Source organism: Pseudomonas sp. KH_021 (assembly GCF_057838865.1).
This window is the reverse complement of the sequence record NZ_CM174477.1, coordinates 4170957-4187161: the sequence shown is the minus strand read 5'-3', so window position 1 is coordinate 4187161 and position 16205 is coordinate 4170957. Positions and strand designations below refer to the sequence as shown.

General features: G+C 53.6%; 11 protein-coding genes. 2 read left to right on the top strand and 9 right to left on the bottom strand.

The annotated features are described in order from the left end of the window. Positions 1–298: 298 nt before the first annotated feature. The 6 genes from AC3IX4_RS19240 to AC3IX4_RS19215 all read right to left on the bottom strand — a co-directional run bounded on the left by AC3IX4_RS19240 (position 299) and on the right by AC3IX4_RS19215 (position 9746). Positions 299–1447, bottom strand: a complete 1149-nt coding sequence (locus AC3IX4_RS19240) for a DUF6708 domain-containing protein (protein WP_489256991.1) — start codon at positions 1445–1447, stop codon at positions 299–301. Further along, on the bottom strand, positions 1447–4098 hold the full coding sequence (locus tag AC3IX4_RS19235) for a T6SS effector BTH_I2691 family protein (protein WP_489256990.1): 2652 nt from the start codon (positions 4096–4098) through the stop codon (positions 1447–1449). Before AC3IX4_RS19235 ends, AC3IX4_RS19240 begins: the two co-directional genes overlap by 1 nt. A gap of 408 nt (positions 4099–4506) precedes the next feature. Then, a complete protein-coding gene (locus AC3IX4_RS19230) occupies positions 4507–6672 on the bottom strand; it encodes a TonB-dependent receptor (RefSeq protein WP_489256989.1) in 2166 nt (721 codons plus the stop codon). Between the two features lie 66 nt (positions 6673–6738). Then, entirely contained in the window at positions 6739–7161 is a 423-nt protein-coding gene (locus AC3IX4_RS19225) for a DUF2946 domain-containing protein (protein WP_489256988.1), read from the bottom strand. Positions 7162–7389: 228 nt separating this feature from the next. Further along, on the bottom strand, positions 7390–8532 hold the full coding sequence (locus AC3IX4_RS19220; RefSeq protein ID WP_489256987.1) for a glycerate kinase: 1143 nt from the start codon (positions 8530–8532) through the stop codon (positions 7390–7392). A 110-nt stretch (positions 8533–8642) separates the two neighbouring features. Beyond that, positions 8643–9746, bottom strand: coding sequence for a sugar diacid recognition domain-containing protein (locus AC3IX4_RS19215; RefSeq protein WP_489256986.1), 1104 nt, complete (start codon positions 9744–9746; stop codon positions 8643–8645). Positions 9747–9997: 251 nt separating this feature from the next. Here AC3IX4_RS19215 and AC3IX4_RS19210 point away from each other — a divergent pair, with 251 nt between their 5' ends. Further along, positions 9998–10894, top strand: coding sequence for a LysR family transcriptional regulator (locus tag AC3IX4_RS19210; RefSeq protein ID WP_489256985.1), 897 nt, complete (start codon positions 9998–10000; stop codon positions 10892–10894). Between the two features lie 123 nt (positions 10895–11017). On the opposite strand, the gene asnB is transcribed toward AC3IX4_RS19210, so the two are convergent. Next, a complete protein-coding gene (gene asnB / locus AC3IX4_RS19205; protein ID WP_489256984.1) occupies positions 11018–12829 on the bottom strand; it encodes an asparagine synthase (glutamine-hydrolyzing) in 1812 nt (603 codons plus the stop codon). A gap of 10 nt (positions 12830–12839) precedes the next feature. After that, positions 12840–14018, bottom strand: a complete 1179-nt coding sequence (locus AC3IX4_RS19200; RefSeq protein WP_489256983.1) for an MFS transporter — start codon at positions 14016–14018, stop codon at positions 12840–12842. Positions 14019–14086: 68 nt separating this feature from the next. Between AC3IX4_RS19200 and serS the strand changes: the two genes are divergently transcribed. After that, entirely contained in the window at positions 14087–15364 is a 1278-nt protein-coding gene (gene serS, locus AC3IX4_RS19195; RefSeq protein ID WP_489256982.1) for a serine--tRNA ligase, read from the top strand. Here the strand turns inward: serS and AC3IX4_RS19190 are convergent. Next, positions 15331–16188: an aldo/keto reductase gene (locus AC3IX4_RS19190; RefSeq protein WP_489256981.1), complete on the bottom strand. Its 858-nt coding sequence runs from the start codon at positions 16186–16188 to the stop codon at positions 15331–15333. The genes serS and AC3IX4_RS19190 overlap by 34 nt on opposite strands. Between the last annotated feature and the right edge of the window lie 17 nt (positions 16189–16205).

Sequence of the window (16205 nt, the reverse complement as noted above, 5' to 3'; positions counted from 1 at the left end):
CCGCCATAACGACAAGCCTGTACGCCTTGATTTCAACCGAGCTACCAAACCCGATCGCTGCAGTTGGCAGCGACCGGGAAAGCCTAGGGATATGGCTTCCCAGGGACAAGCTCACGGAGGGCGACAGGTTGCGTAGGATATTTCTGGTTCAGTGATCGCGCTAGAGAATTTCTAACCGTTTGGCGAAGAATCTTCATCGCCAGATCATAGGAAGAATCACCACCTTTTGCCTTGTCACGTCCGGGGAGGGTAGACACTGACGGTTCGGCGCTCTGACTTGTTCGCGATGAACGCTACATCACTCATTCGTCTCACGGACACGGGTGCGTTTCTTTCGCGGCTTTTTCTCTGGTCGTTTACCGGGCCGGACTGCCCACAAATGGGCATTGGCGCGCAAACGCTCCTGAATCTCGGGTGGGTAGTCAGCCAGGGTGGTTTGCGGCGGTATTGGCTTGCCGGGCAACCCTGCCTGGCGGATCACCTTCGGCCAGCGCGGTTTCCAGCACAGCATCAGGCTCAGCCAATGGCCCAGACCGAAGATCAGGAAAGCGGGCGAGATCAACAGCAGGCCGATCTTGATTGTCCGGCTGGCATTTCGGAAGTAGTGGGTCAAACCCTCGAACTGCGGAGTGAACGCCTGCCAGGGCCAGGGGAAGTGCGAGGTGATCCAGGGGCGAGGCAAGCCTTGTGGTCCTTCGTCCATGAAGCGGCGGATAAACTCCCATTCGTCTCGTAGCTCGGATAGGTTATTGGCGGCTTTGCCAACACCGACGATGACGGGATGCAACGTACCGGTAATAGTTTCCGACCAGCAGAGTATTAACGGTACGCCAACGGCTGCGGCTTCGCTTTTTTTCTGGCTGGCTCCTTCGGAGATAATGCCCTTCCAAGGCAATGTGATGATGCCGCCACAGGATTTGGGGCGGTGCAGGTAGACCTGCTGGGTCTTGCGATTGAAGCGGATCAGTTGGTGGCGGGAGGTGAACATTTCAAAGCGGCTGAAGCGAAAGCCGTACTTGAAGTAGAACCAGCTCACCAACATCACGACGATGGAAAAAAAACACACTTGATATAGAAGGGCTCCTCTGTAAGGGACGATCACCCCGGACATTAAATCAATGACATCAGGAATCAACTCCAGCAAGGCTATTGAAAAACTCAAGATCAAATAGATTGGCATGATTGAAAGTAAAGTCACCAAGCCGCGCTTGGGCTCCCAGAGCCCACAACGCATTTCCAGCACGCTGTCGTTGTAAACATAGACCGGCCCACGCAACTTTGGTGCCTCGCTGACTGAGAGCAGGGATGCGGCTTGATCTTTTTCATCCTCACCTTCGTAGATGCCTTCGTCTTCAATGCCTAATTGTTTTTCGATTTCATGATCGTTCTTTCGATCTTCATCCGTTTCCAGCATCGCTCGCCAAGCGATCCATTCGAGGTAATACATCACAGCACTCCTTTGATCGCGCCAAACAGATCATCCAATTCGTCTTCATCTTTCGCGTACTGCTTGGATTCCTTGTCTCGACTGAAGCAGCAACGGTCGCACCATTTTTCCAATGCGTCGTCATCCAGAATCAGCAACACAATGGTGGTGCCGATAACGAAGGCACCGCCAATCCAGAACATGCGACTGAGCAAGAGCATCGCGGTTTGGTTGGCTGCAAGGCGCGCTGACGACTTGGCCAACTTATGAAACATCACTTTTGCTTTTGTATGATCGGTTTTTAGTGCCAGCCAACGGAAATACGCACCCGCCTGAGCAAAAGCGATTCCACCCTGACCACTCAACAGCGCAACTGTGGCGATCGCACGAACGGTATAAGCCGACCCCATTTCACCTTTTCTCGAGCTCGATGCTTTTGCAGCCTTCTTGAACGCATCCCTGGCATCCACCACATCCCAGCCAATACTCACCAACCCGCCCGCCGTGGCCAACCCCGCCCCCCACAATCGAAACCGTCCCAAACTGATCTGCGCCCCGCGTGCCGCCGCCGCATTGGGATTGAGCGTGTTCAACACCTGTTCGGTCCCCACCGCCAGCAACTCCAACCCGGCCGCTGCCATAAACAGGACATTGCTCAGCACCTGGGTCACGAAACGTCGATCCATCTCATCGCGTCGCCCCTGCATCAGCAACAAACTCGCCTCCAGCAACAGCAATGCACTGGCCACGCGCAGTTTGTAAAACGAGTTGCTGCGGGCATTGCGCAGGTTGTCGGCGTAGGCCGCGTCCAGACTCCGCAGGATGGGGGCTTGGACCCGGCCGGGTGAGGCTGAGTGGCCGTTTTGGTTGAGTTCGGTCAGGCGCAGGTTGAGGGCCTGGCTGCCCAGCGAGGCGGTGAGGAATGTGCTCAGGCGTCGGTGCAGGGCGCGGTCCAGGTGGTTGGGTGAGCCGGTGCGCATCATTTCCCGGCCTAGGTCACCCAGCCAGGCCAGGGCACCGGCGGTGTTGATCTGGCCGTTCTGGCCGAGCCTGTCGAGAAAGCCGTCCACCCGGTCGAACTCGGCTGCCAGTTCCTTGCTCAGCAGCAAGGCGGTGTTCAAGCTTTCCAGGTCGCTGCCAGCTTCTGATTGAGCCGTGAGGCGTGCCAGCGTGGTCTCCAGCACCTGGGCGATGGCGTGCTGATTGAAGGTGTAGGCCCGCAACCCCAGGTTACCGGGCTCCACCGCCGTTGCCTGCCACCATTGACTGAGCAGTTGCGAGCCCGACGGCACGCCGCTCATGCCGATCATGCACAGCCCGGTCTGGTGGGTGAAGCACAGGCCGCTGGCCACGTCGCTTTCGTCGTAGGCCGCCAGTGCGGCGAGCAGCCCGGGGTGTTGCAGCCAGCGCAGGTGGTCGGCGGAGCGCTCTTCTGCCAGGGCTTGGGCCAATTGGCACCTAGCGTCGAAGGCGTTCAGGTAGGACTGCATGGCCAGCTCGTCGACACGGGGCAGGTAGCGCTCGTTGAACTGGCGGGCAAACTCTCCGCTTTGGGCGCGGGCCTCAAGCGCCGGACGGTTCAAGGCGTCGCCCGCATTGAGGATGGCTTCCTTGCCCCTCTCCCAGCGCGGTGAGGGCATTACCAACGCGGCAGCTTCATCCTTTGTGCTCAGGTACTGGCGTCTCAACTGGTGGTCTTTATCGGCCAACGCCGCCATCTTGCGTTCGGTGAAGGTGCGCTGCAGTTCAGTGAACGCCTGGGCCACCAACAGCTTGCGTTCGTTGCTGGCCATGGAGGTGGTCCCCGGCGCCGCCACCGCCGGCGCGTCCAGCCAATCCTTGACTTGCTCCAGCGCCGCGTTGCGCCAGCCATTGAGTTCCTGGGTAATGCCAATGGCATCGTCCACCACCACGGCCACGCCACGGGGGATGCGCTGGCCTTCGGCGGGCTTGAGCTGCAGGTGGACGGCCACCTTGGGCATCATGTGCGGCGACTGGAACACCTGGGCGTCGAGCAACTGCTTGAGCGCCGGGTTGTTTTGTGCGGCGAAGTCGGCCACCCAGTCGAGCTGGTCATGGGTCAGGACATGAGGCTGCTGCACGGGGCAAGACGGTGCGGCGAACGGGGCGATGTCGATGGCGGGCAGATGCTCGCGGTTGCCATGGTCGAGGCGTCGATAACGCTCCAGCACCGCGACGGTCAAGCGGTCCGGGCTGAACAGCAGGCGCAGTTCAACGACGTCATCGAGGTCATATAGGGCAAAGCCCCAATGCAGGGGTCGAATAGTACCCGGTGGGTCGGCCGCAGGTTCGGGAGCGGCGGGGTCGAAGCGGGTCAGCGCGGCGCTGGCGTTGACCTGGTAGGCGCCTTCCCACTGGTAAAGGCCTGTACTTTTACGCTTGACCAGTACATGCAGAAAGCCTTCACGCAGGGTACGAATGGCGTAGCCGCTGTGGCTCAGTTCACCCACCTGCAGCGGATGGCGCAGCAGATGCTCGGGCAGTTCCGGCAGGTGCCGGCGTTGGCCAGCAATAGCGCCCACGGCGGCGTAGCGCAGGGGCAGGATGTTGAAGCGGCGGGTGCAGGTGACGGCGGGGTTGCGTTCCTGGGGCTGGTTCAGTTGGGCACTGATTTTTTTCCAGATTTCGGCAACGGTGTCGAAGTCGTTCATGGGGGGCCTTCGTCCGGTTTGAGATGGATGAAGGCGACAGGGCAGGATTGATGCCGAAGTGAGAAGTCGAGATGTAAGTTGATATAAAAAACCTTTAAAAACAGTCTATTAGGATTGTTTTTAAAGGTTTATCAAAATGTTTTTTGGCGCGCAGGCGGGGGTCGAAGCATGAAAAACACAGGATTGCCGAGACAGAATTCGCCTACTGTTCTTAATAGCTTGGTTTTACTGGGGTTAGTCGGGCCAGATTTGGCTTGATGGCAGAAAAATCAGGTCAGAAATGGCCCTGTAGGAGCAGAGCTTGCTCGCGATGATATCGACGCGGTTTTCCTGATGTATTGCGTCGTGCCCATCGCAGGCAAGCCTTGCTCCTACAACGGTCCGGCTATTTGGTTGGCCGGAATGCAATCAGAAGCGGGTATCCACCGCCACCTCGAACGTCCTCGGCGCGCCTTGGTAATACAGCGTGCCGTAGGCTTGCTTGGCGTAGATCTCATCCGTCAAGTTGCGCACTCGGGCGGTGATGGCCGTGTTGGCGTCGAGCTTGAACCGCGCGAAGGCGCCGTACAGGGTGTAGTCCGGCGCCTTGAGGGTGTTGGCGTTGTTGGCATAGACCGACGCCACGTAACGTGCATCCACTCCCACTTGCCAGGCCGGGTCGATGTCGTAGCTGAGCCAGGCATTGGCAACCTGGTCTGGCACGTTGGTCGGGGTGTTGCCCTTGCGTGATACCACCTGGCCTGCGACGTTCTCGCTGAAGTCGTCGTACTGCGCATCCACATAGGCGTAGTTGGCTTCGGCCAACAGCCTTGGCGTGATCTGCAGCTTGCCGGTCACTTCAATGCCCCGTGAAGTCTGCTGGCCCGCCTGGACCGTGTTGTTGATGTTGTTTGGGTCGGTCACCGAGAAGTCCTTGCGCACGATCTGGTAGGCCGCCACGGTCGCGGCGCCGCGCCCATCGAGGAAGTCGAACTTGCTGCCGACTTCTATCTGCTCGCCCTTGGTCAAGTCGGTGTTCTGGACCTGGGAGAAGGTTGCCGACGCCAGGGAGCCTGCCGGTGGATCGGCCGCGGTGCTGTATTGGACGTAGACGTTGGCCGCCGGCGTCAACTCGTAGACTAGGCCGATGCGTCCGGTAACGGGTGTCCAGGTGCGCTCGAAGAAGCGTGGGCTGGTCGGCGTGATGGCGCCGTAATTAGTCACCTCCATGTGCAGGTGGTCGTAACGCAATCCGGTCACCAGCGACAGGCGATCGGTCAGTTCCAGGCGGTTTTCCAGAAAGCCTGCCAACGTCGTGACTTCATGCTTGCGCACTTTCTTCAAGCCGCCATTGACCCCGGGGATGTCGTAGAAACTGCCGGGCTCGAAACTGTCGGCGTTGATGGTGTCATAGGGCGAGCTGCCAAACGCGCTGTTGGGATACAGCGTCTGGCGGTTGATCGAGTAATCAACGCCTACCGACCACTGGCTTGCCAGCCCGAACAGGCGGTTGTCATGGCGCAATTCGAAACGGTTGCCGTCCACTTGCTGCTCGTGCCGTTGTAGGTAGGCGGAGTAGCGGCTGACCTGGCTGTTGTCGGCGTTGTAGCGGTAGTTCTCAAGGTTCCGGTAATCACGCTGGGCATCGTAGTGGTAGAGGGTGTTCTGCCAGCTGGTGGTTTCGCTGACCTGATAATCGAGGATCGAGCGTACCCAACGTACCCGTTGTTCGTAACGGCCATCGGCGACGTTGTAGTTCTCGAAGCGTCGGCTCTTGTCGATCTTCATGGTGTCGCCGACCGGGTTCAAAATGGGCGACCCCCAATAGGGACTGTCTTCCTTGTCTTCCTGATATTCCAGCGCCAGGGTGTGGCTGAGCTTGTCCGTCAGGTCGCTGAGCAAGGAGAACGCGGTGCTGGTCGATTCGCGCTGGTTGCGGTCCATGTAGCCGTTGCTGGCGGTGCGGCTGACATCAATGCGGGCGAAGTGATGGTGCTCGGGGCCGCTGTCCAGGGCGTGGTTGGCACCGATGGAAAGCTCGGAGCTGTCGTAACTGCCATAGCGCACACGGCCTTCGACGCTTTGCTCGTCGCGACTGGCGAGCTTGGTGATGTAGTTGATCGAGCCGCCCACCGCACCGGCACCATACAAGAAGGTCGAAGGCCCGCCGATCAGTTCCACGCGGTCATAAATCCAGGCATCCACCGGGCGTGTCGCACTGCTGTAGCTCATACCGATGCCGTTGTAGAGCTGGGTGATCTGGTTTTGGGTAAAGCCGCGATAGGCCACCAAGCCGCCGTAGCCTGGGTTGGCCGAGGCGTTGATGCCGGTCATGCCATTGATGACGTCCTGAGTGTCCTTGGCACCACGCTCTTCGATGATGGCTCGATCGGCAACGCTGACGGAGGCGGGGGTTTCCCGCGAGGTGAGGCCCAGGCGCGAACCCGTCTTGATGGGCTGATCGAGGATCACGCCCGAAGGCTGTTCCTGGACGGCACTGACCGTACTGGTGGGCAGGTTCAGGGCCGTGTCTTGCGCCCAGGTGAAATTGCAGGCGCCAAGCAGCAGCACCAGGGAGGTGTTGGTTTTTTTCATGGGTGTTACGTCCACGCAAGAATATGAAAGGCACACGCGCCTGCGCCCATTGATGGGCGCAAGCGGTCAGGCCGAAAAAGTCATTTCAGCGTGGAAGCGAGGTGGGGCGCGGGGGTTGAGCGAGGGCCAGATAAAGCGTGGCGGCGGCTGCGCGAGGCTGCGCAGCACCACCGGGGCGATGGCCTCGCCGGGCACATAGTCCAGTGCCCAGCTGTCGCTGTTGAGGGTGACGGCCAGGCCAAAGGATGAACACAGGGGGCAAGTAAATGGCGCCATGTGCTTGGCGTGGTCGCTGTTGTCGCCTTGATCGTGGCTGGCGCCATGACCGTGATGCTGCTGGGCTTGTTCCGAGCAGACTTCGTCGCTCAGAGCGGCCAGTTGGGTCGCACTCATTTGCCCGTGATGAAAACCGCAGGCGATGACCGTGAACAGGACGCTGGCGTAGAGCATCCATGCAATCAAGGGTCGAGGTCGGCGAGTGCGGTTCATGGCGCGCGACTCTAGCATCCAATGTTGCGGCGCACTAGCGAGATTGGGTGGCGAATTGCCGCATCTGGCCCCAGCTTTACAACCTCTTCAACAACACCAATCATTGGCGTTATTTGTGCCTGCGTTTTTTTCATGGTGGCTGCGTGCGGGAGGCCTTTGGGCCTACCGGGCTCCTTTCGCCCCGGTCTTGCAGACCCGCACGTAGCCGCCACCCATCTTGCCGCGCCGTCAAACCGACCTGTTTGAAAGCATCAGCAGCCTCGCAATATCACGCGCTCGCTCGCGCAACAACTGCGGTGCCTGGCTACACGCCTCGGCCAGGGTCATCGGCCCTGATGCCAGTGAAAACGCTGCGGTAATGCCATGGTTGTAGAGCTGCTCGTAGCCTTCGCCCAACGTGCCGGCAAGCACCACCACCGGTATGCCGTATTGACGCGCCACGCGCGTGACGCCCAAGGGTGTCTTGCCGCGCAATGTTTGCGCATCGAAACGACCTTCGCCCGTAATCACCAGATCCGCATCGCGCACGTGGGCATCCAGGCCGGCGAGTTCGGCAACCACGTCCACGCCCGGGCGGAAGGTGGCATTCAGGAAGGCCTTGGCAGCAAAGCCGATGCCACCGGCTGCGCCAGCGCCAGGTTCTTCGCGGCGGTCGGTGCCCAGCACCTGCGCACTGCAATCGGCGAAATGGCCCAGCGCTGCGTCCAGTTGCAGTATTTGCTCGGGGCTGGCGCCTTTTTGTTTACCGAAGGTATGTGAAGCACCGTGGGGGCCGCACAGGGGGTTATCGACGTCGGCGGCCACTTCGAATTGCACATCGGGCAGGCGCGCGTCCAACCCTTGAGTATCCAGGGTCACCAGTTGCGCCAGCGCCAGACCGCCAGGGGCGAGAGGCTGCCCACTGGCATCGAGCAGGCGGGCGCCGAGGGCTTGCAGCATGCCGGTACCGCCATCGTTGGTGGCGCTGCCGCCGATGGTCAGGATCACTTTCTGCGCTCCAGCTTCTAGCGCCTGCAGAACCAACTCGCCGGTGCCATAGGTCGAGCTGACGCAGGCATTGCGTTGCTCCAAGGCGACCAATTGCAGGCCGCTGGCTTCGGCCATTTCGATGATTGCGGTGCGGCTTTCCGGCAGCCAGCCCCAGCGGGCAGTGACCGGGCTACCCAGCGGGCCGCTGACCTGGCTGCTGCGATGTTCCCCGCCCACGGCGGCGAGAATGGCGTCGACGGTGCCTTCGCCGCCGTCAGCCATTGGGCATTCGACCAGCGTGGCATCGGGAAAGACGTCCCGGAGCCCCTGCGCAATGGCGGCAGCGACTTGCGCCGCGCCCAGGCTGTCCTTGAATGAATCGGGTGCGATGACGACTTTCATGGAATTCTCCGGCTTCAACGATGGCTCATGCTGGCATGCTTCGCGCAGCGCGCGCTTTGGCTAAATGTACAACAGAGTGCGGCACCCACTGTGCAGTCTGACAAACGCCCTCAGCCGATATCGTTAGGTAGCAACTGCACCGCCAGATACAACTCGACCAGATCATCCAGGCGGGCGAGGTCCTTGCCGGTCAGTTCGCTGATGCGTTCAAGCCGGTAGCGCAAACTATTGCGGTGAATACCCAGCGCATCGGCGCAGGGCTGGGGCTGGCCATTGTGTTCGCACCAACTGCGCAGGGTACGGATCAACTGGCCGTTGGCATCCTTGGCGACCACATTGTGCAAAGGGGCCAACAACTCATTCAGGGTGTCTTCGGCGCGGTGGGTCCAGAGCAGCGTCGGCAGCCGATAGCGAGTCAGCGTCAACACGGGTTCCTGGGGCTTGACCGCTTGCCCGTAGGCCATCAATTCGGCGACGCGATGGCAACCACTGCGGAGGCTGTGGATGTCGGCGGCGGGTGAGCCGACGGCGATGCGCCTGAGCGCCCAACCTTGAGTCTTGAGACGTTCGCCCAAGCGCAGCGGATCGAGGTTCAGGCTCGAAGGGCAGCACCAGAGAATCGAGCCTGCCGCTGGCAGGACACACCAGCTGTCGATGAAATGGCTCTCTAGCCAGGAGCTGACGGCAGTGGCGAAGCTCGGATCTTCCAGCTCAATCAGCAAAGGTGTACGCCCCAGTTGCGGCTTGAGGCCCAATTGCCGGGCTTCATCAATCAGCCGCTGGGAGCCACCGGTTTCGCCCAGTAACACCGACAACAAGTCATCACGGCGCTGTTGGCGCCACTGCTGTTCGGCCTGGATATGGCTCTGGTCGACCAGCATTTCGGCGGTCATGCACACCAATTGCGCAGACGTGCGCAGTGCTTTGGGGTCGCCGGAAATTCCCAGCACGCCGATCAATTGCCCATCGTGGAACAACGGCAGGTTGATGCCAGCCTGTACGCCCTTGAGATTCTGCGCGGCCTGCTCGTCGATCTCGACAATACGTCGGTTGGTCAGGACCAGTTGCGCCCCTTCATGGCGGGTGTTGATGCGATGGGCTTCGCCACTGCCCAGGATCAGGCCCTGGCTGTCCATGACGTTGACGTTGTTGGGCAGGATCGCCATCGCGCGATCGACGATGTTCTGGGCAAGTTGGTGGGTGAGCTCAAACATCCTGGCGACTCTGGCAGTGAACGGATTGTTCAAAGATACAACACTTCGGACGGCTTCGTGCTTAACCATCATTTTCATGTATTTAAACGCGTTACGCTGTTATCGGCACCAGTCAGTTCATTGGCGCTGTAGTTGATTGCGTTTGATGTTGTAGGATATTTCCCAAAGTTCGCCAGATAGTTGGCGTGGCTCTTGTAAATTGACATACTCCAGCGTGATTGCGTAAAGGTCGCAAACGAGGAGTAGTCATAATGAGGACAGATTTCAATTTCAATCGAGTACTGGCCTTCTTGAAAGTCGCCGAGTTAGGGTCGTTTTCTGCTGCGGCGAAGGTACTGGGTATCAGCATTGGGATGGTAAGTGTTCACATAAGGGAGCTGGAACGCACGCTTGGAGTTTCTCTGCTGGTGAGAACAACACGAGCGTTATCGTTGACCGACGTTGGGCAAAAATTCTACGAGAGATTTTCTGATATATCCCAACAGATAGAAGTTTTCCTAGACCACCTGAGTGCCATTTCGAAAGAGTGTTCTGGCGTATTGCGGATCGTATCGCCGCATGAGTTTGGAAGTAAATTTATAGCGCCTTTGATTTTTGAGTTTTCAGTGCTTAATCCAAAGTTGGAAATTATCTACGACGCGGGAAGATCTAATGAAGCACATGTGGCTGGCCAATATGATTTGACGGTTTTTGTGGGCGAACCACTCAGCTCCTCAAAAAAGGGCAGGAAAATTTATGAGTTTGAAATGTACTTGGTGGCCTCTCCGAATTTGGTGGAGGGCGCAGATCTCAAGGATGTAAGCATTCTTAATGCGCTACCCTGGGTTGTCAATAATGAAAAGTTAACAAACGATGGGTGGATTTTAAGAAGTGATTGTGTCAGCAATTTTGAAGTTAAACCAAGCGTAAAGTACCAGTCGAATGCCTTGTCTATTGTAAGGCAAATGGTAGTTTCCGGGCTTGGGGTTTCTTGTCTGCCTGCATGGATGGTGCAAAAGGATATAAACAATAAAAAGCTTGTTCGGCTGTTCAGGGATTATCAAATACCATCCGTATCGGTATACGTTTTGTATCCCAATGCTGTGAAAATTCCCGTCAGGGCGAGAAAATTTATAGATTATTTAGGAGACAAAATCGGCCGAGATTAATGAGTCGTGTCTATTTGTGGTCCTTCAGATTAGCCGCGACTCAAGTAAACGCCCCGAATGATTGGCTTCGAGGCATTATACCCGGCGCGAGCGGAGGACGAGTCTCGCTGGCTGATCAGATAATCAGCCTCCCGTTAAAAGCAGGCGCTTCGCTTTCACCCAGGCAATAAATATAGCCAGTTTTAAAGCTCTGCGATTCATTGTCGGTGTGAGATTGATATGAGATATATTTCTCCAATAATGCAATGTTTTTGCAATGTCAAAGTATCGAGATAAGATTGATTGATTTTCAATGATGGCCAACTCAACATCCAAGAACCACTCGTTTTTCATTAAGTGCAATCGATCGATTGTTTGCCCGCATCCCAGTTTGGGTAGTTGCATTAATTCCTTGGAAAAATACCGGCTTGCCATGTTTTTTAAAATCGGCTTGCATGTAGAGGATGACAAGCAGCACTTGAGTTTGGTCGGGATGCTAGCCGCAAACTCCATTAGCTCTTTGTCAAAGAAGGGTGATCTATATTCTAAGCTATAAGCCATTCCAACAGTATCCCCCAGCGAGGCACTGTGTGTCATTCCGAAAAACAAGTCATAAAATAAGCGGCCGTCCAGCGGATCTTCATAGTTGGCCATGCCAAAGATGCTGTCCATATAGGTGTTCATGCAAAAATCGTTGGCGAGTTTTTTAAGGCTTTTTGAGTAGAGAAAATGAGCATCTTCTTTAATGCCGCTAAACACAAGGGTTTTGATGTGTTTGTCTATTACGTCTTTACCCCATTCTCTACTTGGGCACTCGCGTAAAAAGTCCAGATAGCCTGAGTACCCGCCGAAGCTTTCGTCAGCTCCATTACCCGTCAAGGCAATTCGATGAGTTTTACTTATAAAGTTACTATGATGTAACAGGTAGACAGCATCATAGACAGCCACAGGCTCATCAAAAAAAGCCATTGCCTGTACAAGATCACTAAATGTAGTTTTTGTAACGGTGAAGCGAACAGGTGTTTTCTTGTAAAAGGCTGCTACCCTTGTTGCTCTATAATATTCGGGGTCGTCGATGTACTTGGAAGATAACGAGTGATAAGTTAGCTTTCTTTTAGAGTGGCGCTCTGCATGTGCAAGCACCAGTGAAGAGTCTACCCCTCCTGACAAAGTTATTGCCATGGGATGATCGCTGAATACCATATTGTCCAAAGCGGCTGACATTTTTTCATCAGCGGCCTCGATCAATTCTGATTCGTTCAATTGATTTTTTTTAGCGTAATCAAGTTGCCAGTAGTTGATCAGATGATATTCTCCGTGTTCGGAGAATTTTAGATAGTGCGCAGCAGGTACCTTTAAAATGTTTTCATAAAAACTTGTCTGGGGGCCTGCTTGCGTGGTGGAAAAATATTGAATAATCGCAGGGTCGCTAATTTTTATTTCTAGCCCTTTCAAGCTTAACAGCGAATTTATGGTGGATGAAAAATACAAGCTGCCTTGATGTTTTGTATAAAATAATGGTTTTTCGCCTGCACGATCACGATAAAGATATAGTTCAGAATTTTTTAGATCATATAATGCAATTGCAAACATTCCTTCGATTTTACTGATGAAGGAGGGGCCGAATAGGTGGTACAGATATGTAATGATTTCTCCGTCCGAATAGCCACTTAAATTATAGCCTCTGCGCTTCAGTTCTTGCTGCCAGAGACGATGATTGTAAATCTCCCCGTTGAACACTACGATGACATCTTGAGTGCATGAAATGAATGGTTGTTCTCCGCCCAGTAAATCCAATAGAGAAAGTCTACGGTGACCGAATATGATTTTTTGGTTTGCGTAAATCCCGACTCCATCGGGTCCCCTGGACACCATGGTATCTAAAAAGGCGGAAATCAGCTGTTCAGCATCATCAGGGAGCGCAGAAAAATTTACTACACCGGCAATTGCACACATAGTGACTCCATTAACGTTGGAGGGGCGGAGGTTGATGTATGTTTGATAAAGAAAAAAACAAAATAAAAGTGCTGAGCACAAGGAATGCGCCAAGCGAGTAAGTAACCGAGTGTTGACTTATCAATAGGCCGGCCAATATCGATCCCGTTATAGCGCCAGATTGAAAGAGTATTTGCAAAATTGCAGCTGCATCCCCTCGGGATTTGTTACTCGCTGTTTTTTGAAAGTATATATCCCCATAAGTCAGGGCGAGAATTTGCGCTAAAGACCACGAAAGGATAGCTAGTGCAGCACTCCACAAGCTGTAGGAGAATAGGTATATCCAGAAAAAACTGCTTGCATATAAGAGAGCGGCAATAGAGAAATTTGTCTGTGCCCGATAACGGTTACATAACCTTAACAAAGCAGGTGTCACGACAGTTGTGCAGATGGCAGATATAGCCAGAAACCAACCAAATTGTACTTCGGCATTCCCCGATGCGCTGGCTTTGATATGTTGTGGGAAGCTAAATAGAAATGAGCCATGTGCAATGAAAAGGAACGTGATTATTAACGGAGGAACGGCTCGGAAAAAAACTAGCGATCTGGCGCCCGTAGAGGGTTTTAAACTTTTGTCTGCGCTGCGTACGGGGGTGTTTGGAATAGCTAATAAGACGAGGCAGGCAACAAAAGTCAAACTGGCGTCGAATATAAAAAGTGCGGCTGTGGAAATAGAAAATAAAAAACCCGATATGGCGGCCCCTATCGCAAAACCAAGATTGAAACAGATATAGCCTAAAGCATAAGCCTGGGGGCGCTCATGTTCCGTTGTTAACTGAGTTGTCGCAACCGTAAAGCACACTAAAAAAATACCTGCTAATAAACAGGCCAACCCTACGCAGAAAAAAAAAGAATAAACCTCTCCCGGCAAACTTCCGGTGATGAGGGAAAGGCAGAATAAGGGGATGGTGATCAGTACGATGGGTTTCCAATGCATGGACCTGTTGAGGAGTCCGCCGATGTAATGGCCTAGCAAAATCATTGACGTAAAACAAGCCATGCTGACAGAAATGGTTAACGAATCGAGACCAAAATCTCGGGATAAAATAAATATCATCATCGGTGGCACTGTGCTGGCCGATGCACACAACAATCGAATAATGCAGATAAGTTTTACAGAACGTTGCAGGCTTAGATAGGAATTCATCATTTTAGTATACTTCAGGGGTGAGAATATAAAGGTCGAGATTATTAACTGTTAACCTTTGAGAGATGAAAATGCTAGATATTAAAACGATTAGAACCCGTCCTGAGTGGGTGCAAATGGTCTGTACCCATAGAGGCGTTACCGTCGATATTTCTCGAATCGTGACCTTGGATGAAAAAAAACGACGTTTGCTACGTGAGCTTGAGGGCCTTAGGCACAAAATCAAGACGAATGCCAAACAGAATTTTAATGATTCACTTACCCAAGAGAACAATACAGCGAATGTTGGTAGAAAACTGAAGCAGCAGACGTTAGCACTAGAAGCTTCGGTGACCGAGACCAATAATGAACTAGAAGGGCTAATGCTGCAGGTGCCAAATCTATACTCAGATGATACCCCTGTGGGTAGGTCGGACAGTGAAAATGTCGAGAGTGAAATTTTTGGTGACCCCCCCGATTTTTTTTTCGAACCCAAGGACCACTTAACACTTGGCGGTATGTTGGGGATGGATTTTGACGCTGGCACAAAAATAAGTGGGGCTGGCTTTCCGTTACTCAGGGGGGATCTCGCAAAACTTGAGTTGGCCTTATTGCGATTTGTTTTGGATCGTGCGACTGCAGTAGGTTTCGAGCCGATTAGTGTGCCGCTCATGGCAAGGCCAGAAATAATGCGCGGCATTGGTTTTACGCCTCGTAATTCTGCAGAGGGGAATGAGCTTTTTCCTATCATGAACGACAACCTATTCATGATAGGTACGGCAGAAATTCCTTTGGTTGGCCAGTACGCAGATACCATTTTTTCAACAACCGATTTACCGATTAAAAACGCTGCGATGAGTGCATGTTTCCGAAGAGAAGGATCCAGTGGAAGAAGGGACGCAGGTTTATATAGGAATAGAATGTTCAACAAAGTTGAACTTGTTTGTCTGGTGACGCCAGAAACTTCGGGGTCAATTTTGCAGGATATTCTAAATTTCGAAATAGAAACATTTAAGCAGCTAGGCTTGCACTTCAGGGTTTTGAAGATTTGCACAGCAGACCTCGGTGCACCGGCATTCCAAAAATATGATTTGGAAGCCTGGATGCTCGGTCGCAGTGAGCAAGGCAACTGGGGGTGGGGAGAGTTAACAAGCTGTAGTAATTGCACTGATTTCCAATCTCGAAGGTTAAAAATCCGTTATAAAAATGAACAGGGCGATACGCGTTTGGTCCATACATTGAATGGCACTGGAATAACGACTCGTGCGATTATTCCTGTGCTGGAACAGTACCAGCAATGCGATGGTCGTGTTCGTGTTCCTGACGTTTTGGTTTCCTATCTAGGTAAGGAGTATCTTGAGCCACGCTGATTAAGGTACCTGAACTTTTGCCGCAGGAAATTTATTCCAATTTCCTGCGGCGTCAAATCGAACTCTGACCATTCTTTGGAATTGCATATCCTAGGGGCCATGTCGAGCAGACTGAAATCAGGCGCATGCGATACAGCGTTCATCCATGTCGAATAGTTTTGCCTAAGGTGTACCAGGTTAGTGGTACTCAATAGCGGAACGAGTTGCCGCGATTTTAACCAGTTTAAAGTCATTTCAAGGGGGCTGAGGCCGGCCGTACTAGACAATTTTTGAAGAGACGAATCTTTGAAAATCTTACCGCATGCAAGGCAACTGTGCGCGAGAATGGTTATTTGGTTTGCGTGACAATAATTAACCAGGTCGTTTTCAGGGAGGTAGGGGTGGATTTCGTTTTGAATATATTTTATGGGAAATTCCTCACGTTTTAATAGTTTTAGATGCGCTTCTGCGAAATTTGAAACCCCATAATTTAGTATCCGCTTTTCATTTGCCAAGTCATCAAGCCCTGGTAATGCTTCAAAAAAATTGACTGCTTTGGGTGAGTGGATTAAAAAAATATCAATAAATTGAATTCGCGAGTGGGTGATCAACGTTGCTAATTTTGAATAAACTTGAGATCTAGACAAGTTCCCTATGGGTGATTTTACAATCAGTTTGTACTCGTTTCTTGGATAGGCGCTGAGCGCCTTGAACACACTCGCCGCGTTCCTGTATGGAATGGCAGTGTCAAAGTGACGGTAGCCAAGCTCCCACGCGGCGCTGATGAATTGAGAAGTATAATTCGCTGGAATGTGCTCAGTTCCCAAGATACAGTGGTTTAACATTTCTACATCCCCATCAT